This is a genomic window from Pandoraea fibrosis (assembly GCF_000807775.2).
In the GTDB taxonomy this organism is placed as follows: domain Bacteria; phylum Pseudomonadota; class Gammaproteobacteria; order Burkholderiales; family Burkholderiaceae; genus Pandoraea; species Pandoraea fibrosis.
Genome location: NZ_CP047385.1, coordinates 1,358,728 through 1,377,711 on the forward strand (window position 1 = coordinate 1,358,728; position 18,984 = coordinate 1,377,711).

The window sequence follows — 18,984 nt, forward strand, 5'->3', positions numbered from 1 at the left end:
TCCGTGTTGGTTACGCGCCCATGCCGTGTCCGAAGCGTGCAACGAGTTACGCAAATTACGTAACATGACGCCGTCATCACAGGAGGTGCGAAGTCATGCGAGTGCTGTTGGTTGAGGACGATGCGTTGATCGCGAGCGGCATTGTCGCCGGATTGGCGGTGTTGGGCATTGCGGTTGCGCATGCGTCGAGCGGGTCGGCGGCGGTGTGTGCGCATGCGGAGAACACCTTCGACGCGTTGGTGCTCGATCTGGGTTTGCCCGATGAAGATGGCCTTCAGGTGTTGGCCCGGATTCGTGCGGTGGAGCCGGACGTCCCAGTGCTCATCCTGACCGCGCGCGACGCCATCGAACATCGGATTGCGGGGTTGAACAGCGGTGCGGACGACTACATGGTCAAGCCCTTCGATTTGCGCGAGCTGGCGGCGCGGTTGCATGCATTGATGCGTCGCACGCAGGGGCGTGCTGCGCAGATCATCGAAGCCGGGCCGCTCCGGCTGGAGCCGGCGAGCGGATTGGCGTGGCTCGACGACGCGCCCGTGGAGCTTTCGCGAAAGGAGGTCGACTTGCTGGCGCATCTGGCGAGTACGCGGGGCCGATGGCTGACGCCCGACATGTTGCATGAACGGCTATATGGTTTGTCCGAGCGTGTGAACAGCAATGCCCTGAACGTCCACATTCACAACGTGCGTCGCAAGTTGGGGGGCGATGTCATTCAGACGGCGCGAGGTTTGGGCTATCGATTGGGGTGGGCGTTGTCATGAGTCTTCGACTGAGAGCGGTACTGATCGCGGGCATTGCGTTGATCGCACTGTGGGTGGTGGCAGCGGGATGGATGATGCGTGGCGTGCAGGCCAACCTGGACAGGGCGTTGGATGAGCGTCTGGCGATGTCGGCCCGAATGGTATCGGGGTTATTGGCGAGAGCCGAGTTATTGCCGGTGGGCCCGAGTGCGGGGCAGTCCGATTGGGGGGACGTGATACGTGTGGGCACCAATGACGGAATCGCGTGCGAGATCCGTTCCGTGCATGGTGCGGTGTTGGCGCGAACCGACGGTGGGCCACTGGCAACGGAGAAGGCATTGCCGTTGGGATTCAGCACCATGGAAGTCGACGGCAAGCATTGGCGAATCTATGTATTGCAGGATGAGCGTGGCTATCAGGTCATGACGGCGGATGGATTGGAGAAGCGCGCAGGCCTCACAAGTGCGCTGTTGAGGGCGGCGGGCATACCGTTCCTGATTGCGGTGGTGGGTGGTCTGATGGCGTTATGGATTGGTATCGGGCGAGGATTGTCGCCATTGGAGACATTACGTGCGACGTTGCGCAACAAGCGAGCGGACGACACGGCGCCGATCGATCTGGGGCGTGCGCCGGCGGAGCTGCGCCCGGTAGTCTCGGCATTAAACGGCTTATTGGATCGCCTGACGCTGGCATTGACGCATCAGAGGGCGTTCACCGACGCGGCGGCGCATGAACTGCGGACTCCATTGACGGCCATCGACACGCACATACAGGTCGCGGGGATCACGAGTGGCGTGTCGGCGAGGCAGGCGTTACAGCAGGCGGGCATTGGCGTGCGGCGATTGCGGCACACGCTGGATCAGATGATGACATTGGCGCGCGCAGAGGCATCGACCCATACCAAGGACGAATGCAAATCGTTGCGAACCGCAATAGCGGAAGCCGTGAGTGAATGGGAAGAGACGGATCGGGGCCCCGTTCCGCCGCGAGTTGGGTCTATGTCTGAGTGGCGGAATGGGGCTCCGGTCCGTCGTGGGGCACCACGGGTCGCAATTAGCATGGCGTGTGAAGACCGTGGCACGGCGATACCGCATTCGATGTTGAGCACGGCGATAAGGAACCTGGTGGACAATGCGTTGCGCTACTCACCGGAGGGAAGCGCGGTGGATCTGACGGTGGAGATGGACGCGTTACGACAGCGATACAGCATCGAGGTGGCGGATCGGGGCCCGGGCTTGGCGCCGGAGCAAGCGGCACAGATGGGGCAGCGTTTTTGGCGCGCAGACCGGGGCCGGAAGCACGGCGAAGGCGCGGGACTGGGGATCTCCATTGTGCGGGCGATAGCGTCGCGTTTCGGTGCGGCGCTCGAGTTCGCACCGCGTGAGGGTGGTGGATTGGTGGCTCGGATCGAGGTACCGATGGGGCGATGACCGAAGGAAGGTCGGCGCATCGCCCGTGTTGGATGTCAGCGGGTTGACTTCGCTTTGACGGCGGCGGCTGTCCGGGTTGTCTTCGCTGCGGCGGTGCGTTTGCGCGGGGACGTGGCCGGTGTTGCGACCTTCCGTGGTGCGGAGGTTGCACGCGCCTTGCGAGGTGTCGTCGCATGCCCAGGCGATGACTGCACGGCCGCCTGCTTCGACGCCACGCGCTCGAACACCGCCAACACCTGTTCCAGATCGCGTTGCTCGCCGCCGTCGAGCGGCACGGCGAAGCTCAGATCCTTCACCGCCTTGGCCACTCGCCGGATATCCGCGGGTGTCGAGTGGGCAAGCATGCCGGGAATCGCTTCCATCGCGGCGTCGGGGTCCATGCGCAGCAACCCGGCCTGACGCCGGATCATCTCGCGGAACTGCTCGATCGAGATATCGTTCTCGCCACGCGGCAGCGAGCGAGCAAGGTTGAACTGACGCTCGTCGGCCTCACCATGCAGACGATGCACCCAGATCAGTGCGCGAATGCCGGCTTCCAGCAGACCGCCCTGATGCAGTTCGTGACGGCGATGGGCCAACGACTGCGCGACAAAGGCAACGTGCTCCGGCGACGTGCCCGGATGCACCCGGACTGCCGCGTCGTCGCTGCCATGCAGCCCGGCGAGCGCCTGCACCCATGGTTGGCCGTAAATCCATTCGAAAGCCTTCTCGTAGCCGTCGTCGCGCATATCGCGATAGAAGTTGAGCGATTGCTCGATGGCGCTCGACACCGCCGATTCCAGCGCAAGAAAGGGGTTGTCCGACGCCACCGGATGCCGCGTTTCCCGCACGCGCTCTGCCTTTTCGGCGAACGGAACCGCGAACGGATTGCGATCCGACCAAAGCTCGTAACTCACCCGAAGCGGATGCAGCAGACGCATCCAGTACGCCGAATTCGGCGTGACCATCGCCTGCACCCAAGGTTGCACCAGACTGCGATACAAACCGAGATTGATGTCCGACAGATGCGCCACCGCTGCGAAACGCCGGTCGCTCTCGCTATCCGGTTGCACAATGGCGCGCACATCCTCGACACTGCGTCGCTGAATCGACATCACATAATCGCCATCGATCAGTTCCCGATGCGGCGTGTCTTGCGTCTTGTTGGCGATCTGCGCCTGATAAATGCCGGCGGGCAGCACATCGATCAGATCGATATTGTTGACGAACTTGCGGTGCTCCTTGCGCCCCGTGCTGCCCGACACGAAGATGCCGAGATGGCCGATGCTGTCGTGCGTGGCGTAGACGATCGTCTGATCGTGACTGAGCACTTCCGCGTCATCGCGATACATGTCCGTCACGAAGCCCAACGCTTGCGGTGGCGGCGTAATGTTGTCGCCATACGAGCAAAACACCACGATCGGGGAGCGGATATTGCGCAGATCGATCCGGATGCCGTCGCTCGTGATCAACTCCGCACTCGTGAGCCGATTGCCGACGAACAGGTTATCGACGATGTACTGCATCTCCTGCGCGTTCAGGAACACATGTCCGCCCCAGTACTTCTCGAAGCTGAGATAGCGCGGTGCCTCCGTGTCGACGTTGGCGTACAGGTGATACTTCTTGCGCCACAGCGTGTTGGCCGGATCGAGATTCTCGAAGTTCTGCACCAGCCATGCGCCGTCGAAACGCCCGTCGCCCAGATCGCTGGTGAGCGCCGTCAACCAGCTGCCACCGAGCAAACCGCCCGAATACCGCATCGGGTTGCGTCCGCGCCAGCCGGCCCAGTACGACAACGGTGCGCCGGCCACAATGATCGGCCCGAACAATTCAGGACGCATCGCCGCCGTCATCAACACCTGCCAGCCCGCCTGACAGTTGCCGATGACCGCCGGCTTGCCCGCACTCTCGGGGTGCAGCGAAATCACCTTCTCCAGAAACGCGGCCTCGGCGTGCATCACGTCCTCCACCGTCTGACCGGGCACCGGATCGGGCAGAAAGCCCACGAAATAGCACGGATGCCCTGCACGCAGGGCTGCGCCGATTTCGCTGTCGGGCTTGAAGCCGCCAATGCCCGGGCCGTGTCCCGCGCGAGGGTCGACGACCACAAAGGGTCGAGCGTTTGGCTGCGTGGGAGAGGCGTCCGACGGCAGAATGCGCATCAGGCAGTAATTGCACGGACGGGGCAGGTCGTGCCCGTCGAGGATCACCTCGGCCGGAAAGTCGAGCACATTCGGCGCCGATTCGGCGAGGTGAGCCTGATACTGATTGCCGCGCTGGCGCATGACGTCGGCGAACAACACGCTGCGCTGCCACGCGTCGAGCGCATATTCGGCAGCGGCCGCCATCCACGGTAGATTCGACAGCCACGGGTTGGCGGCGAGCCAGGGAGCATCGGCCGCAGGGGGCGCGTCGGCAGACGCGGTGGCGCGCGATGTTCGGCGTTGGAGTGCGGCAGACGACTTGGCAGGCATGATCAAGACCTCGCAAATCCGGCATGACAGGGTTTTGACGAACGCCGCGGGGGCAGTGCGGGCCCGACGTCGCGGGCCGCAGACCGCAGGCGTTACGCCATCGAACTGAGCGTGCGGCGAAAACGTCGCAACGAGAAGGTGAAGAACACGGCGCCGATGACCGCCAGCGCCACGAACTGCACCCACACGACGCCGATCCCGGCGCCACGGAACAGGATTGCCTGACCCAACTCGACAAAATGCGTCGTGGGGGCGGCAAGCATGATGTCCTGCACCAGCTTCGGCATGCTTTCGCGCGGCGTGTTCCCGCCCGAGAGCATTTGCAGAGGCAGCAACACCAGAATCAACAACATGCCGAACTGCGGCATCGACCGGGCCAGCGTCGCCAGAAAGATGCCCATCGACGTGGTGGCGAACAGATGTAGTGTCGCGCCAAGCAGGAACAGCGCTACCGACCCCCCAATCGGCACATGCAGCGCGCCGCTCACGATCAGCCAGAGCGACATGCCTGCGGCGATCAGCACCACCAGCCCCATCGACCAGACCTTCGCCAGCATGATCTCGGTCGGTGTCACCGGCATGACGAGCAAATGCTCGATCGTGCCGTGTTCGCGTTCGCGAATGAGCGCGGCGCCCGTGAGAATGATCGAGAGCATCGTGATGTTGTTGATGATCTGCATCAGCGCGCCGAACCAGGCGCGTTCCAGCGTGGGGTTGAAGCGCACCCGCAACGCCAGATCCACCGGCAGTTCCGGCGTCGATCGGTATCGCTGAAGGAATTCGCGCACCTCCGCCGACACGATCTGCTGCACATACCCGCTGCCGGAGAACGCCTGACTCATGCGTGTGGCGTCCACATTGAGCTGCACTTCGGCTGCCCGACCCGCCAGAACATCGCGCTGAAAGTTCGGTGGAATGTTCAGGGCAAACGTGTACGCGCCTTCGTCCATGCCCCGGTCAACGGCGTCGGCCGTGATCATGCGCGGCATGGTGAACTGTGGCGGGTAGAACGCCGAGACAATGCGCTGCGACAGCGGCGACACATCCTCGTCCACGATGGCAATCGGCGCGAGGTGCAGCGTATCGGGCTGCGCCGTGGCCGACGAATACACCGATGCCGTGAACGTATAGATGATCAGCACCAGCATCATCGGGTCGCGCACAAGACTCCAGAGCTCCTTCACGCCGAGCCGATAAATATTCGCCAGATGCCGCCGCCACGGATGCGTGCGACGCGGCGGCGCGATACTGGCCTGCGCCGGTGGCGCAGGGGGAGGAGAGGCTTGCGGTGTGCTCGGGCTCGCCATCATTTGTCCTGTTTCTTGAGCAGCAGGATCGTGGCGCCCAGAATCACGGGCACGGCAACGAGCATCGGCCAGAAGGCGTTGCCCAGATCGGCAAACCCGAGCGCCTTGTTGAAGACGCCGCGGCTGATGATGAGCATGTACGTCGCCGGATAGATCTCGCCAATGAACCGGCCCGATCCCTCCATCGACGGCACCGGCGTGAGCATCCCGGAAAACTGGATCGCCGGAATCATGGTGCCGATCATCGTGAAGAACAGGGCCGCGATCTGGCTGCGGGTGAATGTCGACGCGAGCAAGCCAATGCCTGTGGCGACGACGTTGAAAATGAAGACGGCCGTGATAAGCGTGAGGAAACTGCCCTTGATCGGCACGCCGAACAGCGTCACGGCGAGCAGCGCCATGAGCAGGAAATTGAGCATGGCCAGCGCGACATATGGAATCTGCTTGCCGATCAGGAATTCCGTGCGTGTGACGGGCGTCACGTACAGATTCAGGATCGAGCCCAGCTCCTTTTCGCGCACCACCGACAGTGCGGTGAGCATCGCAGGCAGCATCAGCAACAGCAGCGGAATGACGGCCGGCACCATCGCCGGCAGGCTCTTGACGTCGGGGTTATAGCGATAGCGGGTCTCGATATCGAGCGACGCCGTGGGCCGGACGCCGAGCCGTCGCAAGGACTGATCGGCCAGCCAGTTCTGGTGCATGCCCTGCACATAGCCTTGTACCGTTTCCGCGCGCATCGGCATGGCGCCATCGATCCATGCGCCGATCTGCACGGCCTTGCCGTGCGACACGTCACGGGCGAACCCCGGTGGAATTTCGATGGCCAGCGACAGTTCGCCGTCGCGCAGGCGGCGGTCCATGTCGTCGTAATCGGTGATGGGGGGCTGCTCGATGAAGTAACGAGACCCCGCGATATTGAGTGCGTAGTTCTGACTCAACGTGGTCTGGTCGCGGTCGAGCACGGCGTAGCGCAGATCCTCCACGTCCATGCTGATGCCGTAGCCCATCACGAGCATCAGCACGAGCGAGCCGACCAGCGCGAGCGTGGCGCGCACCGGGTCGCGTTGCAGTTCCAGCGTTTCGCGCCAGAGATAGCTGATCATGCGACCGAGCGAAAACGCTTTGTGGTGCGCATGTGCGGTATCGGTGGGAGCGGCGTCTGTGACTGCCGACTTGGGCGTCTCCGGCGCTTCGGGGGTGCCGCCGCCCGCTTCGACAAGGTATTCGATGAACGCCTGCTCGAGCGTGGCTGCGCCTTTATCTTGCGTGATCTTCGCCGGGGGATCGGACACGAGCACCTTGCCTGCGTGCATCAGCGAGATGCGATCGCAGCGGTCGGCCTCGTTCATGAAGTGCGTGGAAATAAAGATCGTCACGCGGTCCCGCCGGGACAATTCCACCAGCAGACGCCAGAAGTTGTCGCGGGCGACCGGATCGACGCCCGAGGTCGGCTCGTCAAGAATCAGCAACTCCGGTTTGTGCACCATCGCCACCGCGAGCGACAGACGCTGGCGCATCCCCAGTGGAATGCTGTCGGGCAGTGCGTCGAGCACGTCGGCCAGACCAAAGCGTTGCACCATCTCTGCTACACGCGCGTCGACTTCTGCCTCGGGCACATGGAACAGTCGCGCGTGCAGCACGAGGTTCTGATGCACCGTCAACTCTGTGTAAAGCGAGAACGCTTGCGACATGTAGCCCACGCGCCGGCGCGTGTCGATGTCTTTCGGATCGACCTCGTGACCGAAGAGCCACGCCTGACCTTCGCTCGCCTGCAGCAGGCCGGTGAGCATCTTCATCGTGGTCGACTTGCCGCAGCCGTTCGAGCCGAGGAAGCCGAAGATCTCGCCGCGACGGATACGGAAATCCACATGATCGACCGCCACGAAATCGCCAAAGCGCATCGTCAGCCCCTTGGCTTCGATGGCAATTTCCGTGTGCTCGTCGATGTGCAACGGCGGAATCACGACCGGTTCGTAGCCGAGCTTCTTGTCGTCCGGCAACAGATCGATGAACGCCGCTTCGAGATTGTCGCGGTGCGTGCGCGCCAGCAGCTCGGCCGGCGTGCCGGTCGCGAGGACCTTGCCGGCGTCCATCGCCACGAGCCAGTCGAAGCGCTGCGCTTCATCCATATAGGCCGTGGCGACGATTACGCTCATGGCCGGACGCTCCCGGCGAATGCGCGCGATCAGATCCCAGAACTGCGCGCGGGCGAGCGGATCGACGCCGGTCGTCGGTTCGTCGAGAATCAGCAGGTCGGGGTCATGGATCAGCGCGCAGCACAGGCCGAGCTTCTGCTTCATCCCGCCCGAGAGTTTGCCGGCCGGGCGTTCGAGAAACGGATGCAGGCCGGTGCTGCGCGTGAGATCGTCGATGCGACGGCGACGCTCGGCGGCGTCGTGGCCGAACAGGCGCGCGAAGAATTGCAGGTTCTCTTCGACAGAGAGCGTCGGGTAGAGATTCTTGCCAAGCCCCTGCGGCATGTAGGCGATGCGCGGGCACACGAGATCGCGGTGTGCCTTGCTGGCCATATCGCCGCCCAGGGCTTCCACGGTGCCCGTCTGCACCGCTCGTGCCCCTGCGATGAGCGAGAGCAGCGTGGATTTGCCAACGCCGTCAGGGCCGATCAGACCGACCATGCAGTTGGCGGGGATGTCGATGCCGACGTCGTCCAGCGCAACGGTCTTGCGGCCGTAGCGCAGCGTGACGCCGGCCACATGAACGACCGGCGGGGAGGCGGGCGATGAGAGCGAGGGAGGCGCCGTCATGATGCGCGGCTCACTGCGGCAGCTTGGTCTGCAACTGGGCAGGCCACGGCGCCTGGCTGTCGGTCTTCACCCACGCCACGCCGGGCAGGCCGGTCTTCACGAGCGTCATATGCTTTTGCAACAGTTCCGGCGCAATCTGCGCGCGCACACGGAACATCAGCTTCTGACGCTCGCTCTCGGTCTCCACGGTTTTCGGCGTGAACTGTGCCGTGCTGGAGACAAACGAGATGCTTGCCGGAATGACGTACTGCGGCGCGGCGTCGAGAATGATGCGCGCTTCGGCGCCGATGGCCAGACGTCCGGCGACGGTCTCGGGCAGGAAGAACGTCATATACACGTCCGACAGGTCGACCAGATTGAGCACCTTGCCTCCCGCCGCGAGCACTTCGCCCGGCTGCGCGACGCGATATTGCACGCGACCGTCGCGCGGCGCCTTGAGGTCGCTGTCCGTGATGTCGGCTTCGATACGGTTGACGGTGGCCTGCGCGGCTTCCACCGTCGATTTGCTTCCGGTGACCTGAGCGTTGGCGGCTTCCACGGCGGACTGCGCGGCAGCCACTTGCGCGCGGGCGGCGGTGACGGCAGCGCGTGTGCTGCGAACGCGTGCGCGGTCGTCGTCCAGTTCCTGCACCGACGAGGCGCCTTCCTTGGACAACGTCTCGGAACGCGACAGACGCCGTTGCGCGGCATCGAGTTCGGCTTCGCGCGCTGCGACATTCGCTTCGGCCGTCGCCTTATCGGACAACCTCGCGGCGGCCTGCGCCTGAATCGCCGCGACGTTGGTCACGGCTTGCTGATATTGCGCACGCGCTTCGTCGCGCTGTGCGTTGAGTGTGTCGATCTGCATCTTGGCGAGCACCTGACCCGCCTTCACGAAATCGCCTTCCCTGACGTAAATGGCTTCGACGCGGCCGGCGAGCTTGGTCGCGACGTCGACTTCGGTCGCTTCGATGCGGCCGTTTCCACTCGCAAAACCCGCACCGGGACCGGTGTCGCTGTAGGTCTTCCATCCATACCAGCCCAGCCCGATCACGGCGAGCACGATCAGCGCGGGAACCAGTTTCTTGGCGTTGGGAAGCGTCATGTTCTTTGACCTCTTGAATTTATTGGACGGCTGGCGCAGCGCTCGTCGGGCCGGTGGCGCCAACGGTGCCGCCGGGCGATGGCACGACCACGCGAGGCGTGCGCGCGAACGGGCCGCCCGGTGCATCGGCAGCGGGCATGAGACGGCTGCCACCGCCGAGCGCCGTGTAGAGCGACACGCGCGCAGACAGCAGCGCGCGGCGCGTCTGCACCGTTTGTTGTTCGATGGCGAGGAGATCGCGTTGTGCGTCGAGCACTTCGAGAAAGGCCGCTGCGCCGTGGTCGTAACGCAGCTTGGCAAGTCGTGCGCGCTCGGCCTGCGCGTCCTGCGTGGCTTGCAGGATCGTGACCTGATCGGCCAGCCAGCGACGCGCACTCAGCGCGTCGGCCACATCGCGGAACGCTCCCTGAATCGTCTTCTCGTAATTCGCGATCGACTCCACGCGCCGGGCTTCGGCGAGATCGAGGTTGTTCACGAGACGTCCGCCCTGAAAGATCGGAATGTTGATGCTGGGCGTGAAGGCCCACGCCGCGCTTCCGGCCTTGAAGAGGCCGTCAAGTGCACTGCTCGCCGTGCCGACCGAGCCGGTGAGCGTGATCTGCGGGAAGAAGGCCGCGCGCGCGGCGCCGATGTTCGCGTGCGCGGCGCGCAGTTGATACTCGGCCGCGATGATGTCGGGCCGGTCTTCCAGCAGCGACGAAGGCAGACCGGGTTCGAGATCGCGCATCAGACGAGCATCGTCGACCGTGTGCTCGATTGCCTGCGGCGTGGTGTCGAGCGGGGCGCCTACCAGCACTTGCAACGCGTGGGCTTGCGTAGCGCGTTGTTGCTGGAGTTGCGTAACGAGGGCGCGGGCCTGTTGCCACAGCGTGGTGACTTCGGTGAGATCGAGTTTCGACGTTGAGCCGACTTGCTCGCGACGCGTGAAGATGCGCAACGATTCGGCGCGACTGTCGACCGTCTGCTGTGCCAGGACGATACGTTCGTCGAATTCACGCAGGCTCAGCCACGTCTGTGCGACTTGCGAGATCAGGCTCAGTTCGAGGGCGCGGCGAGAGGCATCGGACGCCAGATAATCGTCGAGCGCGGCGTCCTTCAGATTGCGGATGCGGCCCCAGAAGTCCAGCTCCCACGTCGACAGGCCAAGGCCGACCTGATACTGGCTGCTGATATAGGGATTGCCGGTGAGGCTCAGATCGCCGGGCAAACGCTGACGTGTCTCGCTGGCGCCGACACCGACTGACGGAAACAGATCGGCGCGTTGAATGCCATACGCCGCTCGCGCCTGTTCGACACGGGCGAGCGCGACGCGCAGATCGCGATTGTTGGCTAATGCGGTTTCGATCAGGCTGCGCAATTGCGGATCGGCGAAATACTCGCGCCAATCGAGCGCAGACGCAGGCTGTGCGGCCACTGTCGCGGCAGAGGTGCTGACATCGGGTGTCCACACCTCGGCCACCGGGGCCGCTGGGCGCTCATAAGTCGGCGCCATCGACAGACAGCCGCTAAGCAGGGTAGTGACAAGTGCGGCTGTCGTGGTCATCGCAAAGGTAGTTGCGACGCTAGAACGCATACGTGAATTGCATGGTTTCGCCATAGAAGCTTCGACCTCCCGACGGACACCTAACTATAGCTTGGTGACGTCAATCGGCGTATACCGGAGTGGTCGAAAAAAAGCGAACGGTTGTGCTAAATCAACAAGGGCCCCGAATCGAGTAGAGGATCGATTCAGGGCCCTGCGAATTTAGATGTCACGCGCATGCAATATAAGCAAAGCATTCGCGTTTCAAACAGCAGCGTGCTTCACTTTGGTGCGACGGCGCACGGCAGTGGTCCGCGCGCCGTATGGCTCAGTGCTGGCTCAGTACTCGGCGTCGAGACCGTCCTGCACCTGTTCTGCCGCACGCAGCACGGCGCGCGCCTTGTTTTCCGTCTCTTGCCATTCGGATTCAGGCACCGAATCGGCCACGATACCGGCGGCCGCTTGCACATACAGATTGCCGTCCTTGATCACGCCAGTGCGAATCGCGATGGCAACGTCCATTTCGCCGCCAAACGACAGATAACCGACGGCGCCGCCATAGAGGCCGCGCTTGACCGGCTCGAGTTCGTCGATCAGTTCCATGGCGCGAACCTTCGGTGCGCCGGTGAGCGTGCCGGCCGGGAACGTGGCGCGCAGCACGTCGATGTTCGACAGTCCCGGTTGCAGACGGCCTTCCACCGAACTCACGATGTGCTGCACGTGCGAGTACTTCTCGATGACCATCTTGTCGGTGACTTCGACGGTGCCCGTCTGTGCGATGCGGCCCACGTCGTTGCGAGCGAGATCGATGAGCATGACGTGTTCGGCAATTTCCTTCGGATCGCCAAGCAATTCGGTGGCCAGCTCGGCATCGCGCTCCGGCGTGGCGCCGCGCGGACGTGTGCCGGCGAGCGGTCGGATCGTCACGATTTCGTGCTCGCCGTCGGGCGTCTGGCGACGCTCCTGACGCACGAGGATCTCGGGCGAGGCGCCGACCACCTGAAAATCGCCGAAGTTGTAGAAGTACATGTACGGCGACGGATTGAGCGAGCGTAGCGCGCGGTAGAGCGAGAGCGGTGCGTCGCGATACGGTTTGATGAGTCGCTGGCCGACCTGCACCTGCATCAGTTCACCGGCCTCGATGGCCTCCTTGGCCTTCGCGACGGCCGCGAGGTAATCCGGCTTGGCGAATTCGCGGAAGGTTTCCGTGCGCACGCTGCCGGAGGTGACCGGGGCGTCGACCGGCGCCTTCAGGCGGGCGCGCAATTCGCGCAGACGCAGGCGGGCCTTCGAATACGCTTCCGGCTGCGTGGGATCGGCGTAGATGATGAGGTAGAGCTTGCCGGTCAGGTTGTCGATCACGGCGAGTTCTTCCGTGAGCAGCAACTGAATGTCGGGCAGGTTCAGATCGTCGCGCGGCGTGGTGTGCGCGAGCTTCTTCTCGATGTAGCGCACGGCGTCATAGCCGAAGTAGCCGGCAAGGCCACCGCAGAAGCGCGGCATGCCCGGGCGCAGCGCCACTTTGTAGCGTGCCTGGAACTGGGTGATGAACTCGAGCGGATCGCCGTCATGCGTCTCGACGACGGTGCCGTCGCGCACCACTTCGGTCTTCGGGCCGAAGCTGCGCAGCAGCGTGTGGGCCGAGAGGCCGATGAACGAGTAGCGGCCGAAGCGCTCGCCGCCGACGACGGATTCGAGAAGGAAGGTGTTTGCGCCACGTCGGTCGCCCAGCGCCAGCTTGAGATACAGCGAGAGCGGCGTGTCGAGATCGGCGAAGGCTTCGGCGATCAGCGGAATGCGGTTGAAGCCTTGATTGGCCAGCGATTTGAATTCGAGTTCGGTCATGTTGCACTCTGCCTGCAAGTTTGCCGGCGGGTGAGCCCGCAGAATCGGCGTGGATTGGCGTTGAGAATACCTGAGTCGTGGCGGGGTGGCGGTGCTGGCCCACACCGGGTCGCGGTGAGCGCCCACGCATGTGCAATGCGACGGCGACGACCGCGTCTCGGTGAATCCGCGCGCCGTGCGAGACGGCGTGCCGATCGATGAATTCTTGGGAACAACAACGATGCAAGAAACGGGTTGCTGAAGACGAACTCCAGCGGTCCCGGCCACCCCTTGGAAGGGTTCAGCAGGACCAGCGTCGCCAGGGCCAGGCCCCCCGGTCGATCACGCTAAGACTCCGTTTCTTGTTCAGGAACATGCGCTTGAATGGCAGTGTGGAATGTGGCGAACTCAGCTCGCTAGAGAGGGCGTTGCCTTGGGGCAGATGGCCCGGGCGGCGCCCAGAATTGAGGCGACTATACCATCCGTGTCGATCGTTTGTATAGATTCGCCATGGTTGTACCCATAGGGCACGGTGAGCGAGCGGCAGCCCGCTGCACGGGCGGCTTGTGCGTCGTTGCCCGAGTCGCCGATCAGCACGGCTTGCGCGGGCGATACCCCGAAAGCCTCGCAGGCTTTGAGGAGCGGCATCGGGTCCGGTTTGCGCTTGGGCCACGAATCGCCGCCGTAGACGAGGTCGAATTGATCCGACAGGCCGTAGTGCTCGAGCAGCGCCACCGCGAAGCGATGCTGCTTGTTGGTGATGCAAGCGACCGGCAGACCCGCTTCGTGCAAGGCCGCCAGCCCTTCGCGGACTTCGGGGTAGAGGGCGGTGTGCTCGCCATTGATCGACGTGTAGACAGCTTCGTACTTGTCCTGTGCGCGCTCGAACAGGCCGTCGATGTCGGCCTCGGGGAATCGCTCGGCGAGGGTCTTGCGCACCAGATTGGCGGTGCCCTTACCGACGAAGGTCATGAGGCGCTCGGTCGGCACGGGCTCGGCGCCCAGATCGGCCAGCATGGCATTGAGCGCCACGCCGAAGTCGCCTGCCGTGTCGACCATCGTGCCGTCGAGGTCGATCAGCACTGCGCGGATGCCATCGAGTTGAAGGCCGGCGGTCGGTGTCGTTTGGGTCATGCCACGCTCGCCAGTTGGGCGCGCATCTCGTCGATCACCGCCTTGTAGTCGGGTTTGCCGAAGATGGCCGACCCGGCGACGAACGTGTCGGCACCCGCGGCGGCGATTTCGGCGATGTTGTCGACCTTCACGCCGCCGTCGATTTCCAGACGAATCTCACGGCCGGTCTCGGCCGTATAGGCGTCGATGCGCGCGCGCACGGCGCGCAGCTTGTTGAGCGCCTCGGGGATGAACGACTGGCCGCCGAAGCCGGGGTTCACCGACATGATGAGCACCATGTCCAGACGATCCATCACGTGATCGAGGTAATTCAGCGGGGTACCCGGGTTGAACACGAGGCCGGCCTTGCAGCCGTTGTCGTGAATCAGGCCGAGGGTGCGGTCGATGTGTTCCGAGGCTTCCGGATGGAACGTGATCAGATTGGCGCCGGCCTTGGCGAAGTCGGGCACGATGCGGTCGACCGGGCGTACCATCAGATGCACGTCGATGGGCACGTCCACGTGCGGGCGGATGGCCTCGCACACCATCGGGCCGATGGTCAGGTTGGGAACGTAATGGTTGTCCATGACGTCGAAGTGAATCCAGTCGGCGCCAGCCGCCACGACGTTACGGACTTCTTCGCCCAGCCGGGCAAAGTCGGCGGACAGGATGCTGGGGGCGATACAGAATTGCGTCATGGCGGGACCGGGAGTAGCGTCAAAAGCGGTATTTTAAAGCTTTCGCCTGCCCCCTGCCCGTTGTGCGCCGAAGGGAAAGGGGGGAACGCCCCCGAAAGGGCGCCGTTGCGCCGCGTTTGCCGGTTGCGACCTGCGACGACTTGCCGCAGAATGCCTTGCAAAACGGGACGGCGCATGTGCCGCACGTCCGTCACGATGCCGATCGCGGACATCGTGACACCACACGCAGCGAAAGCTGTCAGACCAGAACGCCATCAGAGAGCACCATGCGCAACAGGAACACCCGATGAGCCAGTACGAATTTACCGTCACGGTGCGCCCGCAATATCTCCCGGAGCAATCGGAACCGGACCGTCGGCAATTCGCCTTCGCCTATACGATTACGATTCGCAACAGCGGAGAGGTGCCGGCCCAACTGATCTCGCGCCACTGGGTGATCACCGACGGCGACAACCATGTGCAGGAAGTCAACGGTCTGGGCGTGGTTGGCCATCAGCCGTTCCTGCAACCCGGCGAGCAATTCGAATACACGAGCTGGGCGATGGTCGCCACGCCGGTCGGCACCATGCGCGGCGAGTACTTCTGCGTCGCGGAAGACGGCACGCGTTTCGAAGCGCCCATCGCCGAATTCGCGCTGACCATGCCGCGCACCCTGCACTGAGCCGGGGGCGCGCGGTGTTCGGACGTCAGCGCCGGTCGTCGGACCAGTCTTCCCGCTTGAGCGGATCGTCGGCGGCGCGTGCCGCCGGGTCCGGGTTGAGGGGATCGATCGGGTCGACGGTATCGCTCGGCATTGGCCGGATCGCGCGCGTCTGGCGAACCCTGCGTTTGGGCGACGGCTTGCGCCGCATCACCACAATCGCGGCGACGATCACGATCGCCAGCAACACTTCCGGCAAGACCAGCAAGGCCGGATATTCATCGAACAGATTACCCATGACGCTCTTCCTGAATGTGTTCGGGCGGTGGCGCGCCGGCCGGGGCCTGGCGCTCGCCGCGTTTGCCGCATTGCTTTACGGTTGTTCGAGTGTGCCTCCTTCGGGCACCTATCGTCCAGGTACGCCGCCATCGACGGTCGCCACACCGCCTTCGGGCGTGGGTCGCATGCAGGCCGTGTCGTGGTCGCAGGTCGAAGGATGGCAGGACGACTCGCTCATCGGCGCGCGCCTTGCGCTCGCCCAGAGCTGCGTGAAGCTGGGCCGTCAGAACAATTGGCAACCCGCGTGCCGTGCGGCCGAGCATCTCGACGATCTGGACCCGGCGGCAGTGCGGCAGTTCTTCGAGCAGTACTTTACGCCGTTTCGTATCTCGAACTCCGACGGCACGCAATCCGGCCTGATCACGGGCTACTACGAGCCGCTGCTGCATGGCTCGCGGGTGCGCGGTGGTATCTACCAGACGCCGCTCTACAAATGGCCCGCCGGCCGCAAGGCCGGATCGCTGCCGGCGCGCTCGGAACTCATGCGCAGCGGCATGTTGCGCGGCTACGAACTGGTCTATGTGGATGACCCCATCGAGGCATTCTTCCTCCAGGTGCAAGGCTCCGGTCAGGTGCTGCTCGACGACGGTTCGATCATGCGTGTGGGCTACGCCGGCAACAACGACCAGCCCTACAAGTCGATCGGACGCTGGCTAATCGATCGCGGCGAGATCACCGCCGCGCAGGCGACGATGCAGGGCATCCGCGCCTGGGCGCGTGCCAATCCGTCGCGTGTGGACGCCTTGCTCGACGTGAACCCGCGCTTCGTCTTCTTCCGCGAAATGCCGAATCACGGCGTGGGCGGCATCGAAGGGCCGATTGGCGCGCTGGGCGTGCCGCTCACGGCCGAGCGCTCGATTGCCGTCGATCCGGCGTCGATCCCGCTGGGCAGTCCGGTGTTCCTCGCAACGACGCGTCCGCCCTTCGGTGCGCAAGCGAATGCGCCGATCAACCGGCTGATGTTCGCGCAGGACACGGGCAGTGCCATCAAGGGCGGCGTTCGCGCCGACTTCTTCTGGGGGCTCGGCGACGACGCGGGCGATCTGGCCGGACGCATGCGCCAGAGCGGCCGGATGTGGGTCTTTCTGCCCAATCAGTGAGATCACGTTGCAACGAAAAAGCCCGCGACTATCGCGGGCTTTTTTCATGGGGACGAATGCGAACTCAACGCGGACGCTTGTCCACCACCCGGCGTGCCTTGCCCACCGAGCGTTCGATGCCGCCGACCGGCTTCACGCGCACGGCGCACGACACCCCGATGAGGGTCTTGATGTCGCGCTTGAGTTCGCCGCCTGCCGAGGCCAGCGCACTGTCGTCGTGGCAACCGATCGCCGCTTCGACTTCCACGGCCATCGTGTCCATCGGACCTTCCTTGTCGAGAATGATCTGATAGTGCGGCGAGAGCACCGGCTGGCGCAGCAGCAGTTCTTCGATTTGCGACGGGAAGACGTTCACGCCGCGAATGATCATCATGTCGTCCGAGCGGCCGGTGATCTTCTCCATGCGGCGCATCGTGCGCGCCGTGCCCGGCAGCAGTCGCGTGAGATCGCGCGTGCGGTAGCGAATGATCGGCAGCGCTTCCTTGGTGAGCGAGGTGAACACCAGTTCGCCGAATTCGCCGTCGGGTAGCACTTCGCCCGTCTCCGGATCGATGATTTCGGGGAAGAAGTGGTCTTCCCAGATGGTCGGGCCGTCTTTCGTTTCGGCACATTCGCAAGCCACGCCCGGGCCCATCACCTCCGACAGCCCGTAGATGTCGACCGCGTCGATGCCCATGCGCTTCTCGATGGCCGAGCGCATGTCGTTCGTCCACGGCTCCGCACCGAAGATGCCGATGCGCAGCGATGCGTCGGCCGCCACCATGCCCTGACGCTCGAGTTCGTCGGCAATCGCGAGCATGTAGCTCGGCGTGACCATGATGATGTCCGGCTTGAAGTCCTGAATCAGCTGCACCTGCTTCTCGGTCTGGCCGCCGCCGAACGGGATCACCGTCAGACCGGCACGCTCGGCACCGTAGTGCGCCCCAAGGCCGCCCGTGAACAGACCGTAGCCGTAGCTGATATGCACCTTGTCGCCGCGTCGCGCGCCCGACGCACGGATCGAGCGAGCGACCAGATCGGCCCACGTGCTGATGTCGTTGGCGGTGTAGCCCACGACCGTCGGCTTGCCTGTCGTGCCCGAAGACGCATGCACGCGCGAGACCTGCTCCATCGGCACCGCGAACATGCCGAACGGATAGCTGTCGCGCAGATCCTGTTTCGTCGTGAACGGGAACTTGGCCAGATCGGCCAGCGAGGTCAGATCGTCCGGATGGACGCCGGCCTCGTCGAATTTCCGGCGATACACTGGCGAATTCTCATAGGCATGCCGCAACGTCGTCTTCAGACGCTCGAGTTGAAGGCTGCGCAGTTCGTCGAGGCTCGCTTTCTCGATCGGCTCGAGCGGCAGGGCGGTGGTCATGACTGTCTCCTTGGGGCTTGCTGCTACTTACTGTTGCTTGCTTTTACGCATGTGAAGCATGTGAGGCATGTGTCTCGCGACGCCGTGCCCGGACTCGTGTACTGCCGGGGCGCGTCAGACGACGCTGCCCTTGATCTGTGCGGACTTGCCGCGGAACATCGCGACCACCTCGCCTGCCGAGTTCGTCAAACGGATGTCATAGATGCCATGACGCCCCGAGAGCACTTGTTCCTGGGCTTCGGCGGTGAGCGTGTCACCGCCCGAGACCGGCTTCAGGAATTCGATGCTGCACCCGGCCGCCACGGTATTGATGTTGTAGCTGTTGCACGCAAACGCGAAGGTCGAGTCGGCGAGCGTGAACATCAGGCCGCCGTGGCAGATCGCGTGACCGTTGAGGAATTCGTCGCGAATGCGCATCGTCATGCGCGCATAGCCCGGGCGCACTTCCTGCAACTCCATGCCCAGCCACTGGCTCGCACGGTCGCTGCTGTACATGGCCTCGCCCGTGGCGCGGGCGAGTTCTTCCGGGGTCATCTCACCGGTTGCTTTGGGGGCGGGGGAGGTCAGGCTCATGATGTCTCTCGTCTTGTTATGGTGTCGGTCTCT

Annotated in this window: 15 protein-coding genes; 4 read left to right on the forward strand and 11 right to left on the reverse strand. The window is 63.9% G+C overall.

The window, feature by feature from the left end; all coding sequences use genetic code 11:
• The first annotated feature begins 95 nt into the window (after positions 1-95).
• Entirely contained in the window at positions 96-761 is a 666-nt protein-coding gene (locus PI93_RS06075; protein ID WP_039375428.1) for a response regulator, read from the forward strand.
• Positions 758-2,170 (forward strand): ATP-binding protein, encoded by a 1,413-nt coding sequence (locus tag PI93_RS06080; RefSeq protein WP_039375430.1) that lies wholly within the window; start codon positions 758-760, stop codon positions 2,168-2,170. Before PI93_RS06075 ends, PI93_RS06080 begins: the two co-directional genes overlap by 4 nt.
• Before the next feature lie 35 nt (positions 2,171-2,205).
• On the opposite strand, the gene PI93_RS06085 is transcribed toward PI93_RS06080, so the two are convergent.
• The 8 genes from PI93_RS06085 to rpe form a co-directional block, all read right to left on the reverse strand.
• A complete protein-coding gene (locus tag PI93_RS06085; RefSeq protein WP_080759509.1) occupies positions 2,206-4,623 on the reverse strand; it encodes a DUF3141 domain-containing protein in 2,418 nt (805 codons plus the stop codon).
• Positions 4,624-4,715: 92 nt separating this feature from the next.
• A complete protein-coding gene (locus tag PI93_RS06090) occupies positions 4,716-5,933 on the reverse strand; it encodes an ABC transporter permease (RefSeq protein ID WP_236105656.1) in 1,218 nt (405 codons plus the stop codon).
• Positions 5,930-8,698, reverse strand: coding sequence for a ribosome-associated ATPase/putative transporter RbbA (gene rbbA, locus PI93_RS06095; protein WP_039375432.1), 2,769 nt, complete (start codon positions 8,696-8,698; stop codon positions 5,930-5,932). The genes PI93_RS06090 and rbbA overlap by 4 nt, the downstream gene beginning before the upstream one ends.
• 10 nt (positions 8,699-8,708) lie before the next feature.
• Positions 8,709-9,782 (reverse strand): HlyD family secretion protein, encoded by a 1,074-nt coding sequence (locus PI93_RS06100; protein ID WP_039375434.1) that lies wholly within the window; start codon positions 9,780-9,782, stop codon positions 8,709-8,711.
• A 19-nt stretch (positions 9,783-9,801) separates the two neighbouring features.
• Positions 9,802-11,325 carry an efflux transporter outer membrane subunit gene (locus PI93_RS06105; RefSeq protein ID WP_080759508.1) on the reverse strand — a complete coding sequence of 508 codons (1,524 nt, stop codon included), beginning with the start codon at positions 11,323-11,325 and terminating at the stop codon, positions 9,802-9,804.
• Between the two features lie 318 nt (positions 11,326-11,643).
• Complete coding sequence (gene trpE, locus PI93_RS06110) at positions 11,644-13,149, reverse strand: anthranilate synthase component I (protein ID WP_039375435.1); 1,506 nt, start codon at positions 13,147-13,149, stop codon at positions 11,644-11,646.
• A gap of 387 nt (positions 13,150-13,536) precedes the next feature.
• Positions 13,537-14,262: a phosphoglycolate phosphatase gene (locus PI93_RS06115; protein WP_039375438.1), complete on the reverse strand. Its 726-nt coding sequence runs from the start codon at positions 14,260-14,262 to the stop codon at positions 13,537-13,539.
• On the reverse strand, positions 14,259-14,939 hold the full coding sequence (gene rpe, locus PI93_RS06120; protein WP_039375441.1) for a ribulose-phosphate 3-epimerase: 681 nt from the start codon (positions 14,937-14,939) through the stop codon (positions 14,259-14,261). Before rpe ends, PI93_RS06115 begins: the two co-directional genes overlap by 4 nt.
• Positions 14,940-15,225: 286 nt before the next feature.
• On the opposite strand from rpe, the gene apaG reads away from it, so the two are divergent.
• Positions 15,226-15,600, forward strand: a complete 375-nt coding sequence (gene apaG / locus PI93_RS06125) for a Co2+/Mg2+ efflux protein ApaG (RefSeq protein WP_039375444.1) — start codon at positions 15,226-15,228, stop codon at positions 15,598-15,600.
• Positions 15,601-15,625: 25 nt separating this feature from the next.
• Here apaG and PI93_RS24675 read toward each other — a convergent pair whose 3' ends face one another.
• On the reverse strand, positions 15,626-15,877 hold the full coding sequence (locus PI93_RS24675) for a hypothetical protein (protein WP_150561299.1): 252 nt from the start codon (positions 15,875-15,877) through the stop codon (positions 15,626-15,628).
• Here PI93_RS24675 and mltA point away from each other — a divergent pair.
• Complete coding sequence (gene mltA, locus PI93_RS06130; protein WP_191623478.1) at positions 15,876-17,018, forward strand: murein transglycosylase A; 1,143 nt, start codon at positions 15,876-15,878, stop codon at positions 17,016-17,018. The two genes, PI93_RS24675 and mltA, sit on opposite strands and share 2 nt — an antisense overlap.
• A gap of 64 nt (positions 17,019-17,082) precedes the next feature.
• Here mltA and paaK read toward each other — a convergent pair whose 3' ends face one another.
• Together paaK and paaI are read right to left on the reverse strand one after the other, a co-directional pair.
• Positions 17,083-18,378: a phenylacetate--CoA ligase PaaK gene (paaK, locus tag PI93_RS06135; RefSeq protein WP_039375446.1), complete on the reverse strand. Its 1,296-nt coding sequence runs from the start codon at positions 18,376-18,378 to the stop codon at positions 17,083-17,085.
• A gap of 114 nt (positions 18,379-18,492) precedes the next feature.
• The gene (gene paaI, locus PI93_RS06140) at positions 18,493-18,951 is read right to left on the reverse strand and encodes a hydroxyphenylacetyl-CoA thioesterase PaaI (RefSeq protein WP_191623480.1); all 459 of its coding nucleotides are present in this window, start codon (positions 18,949-18,951) and stop codon (positions 18,493-18,495) included.
• Between the last annotated feature and the right edge of the window lie 33 nt (positions 18,952-18,984).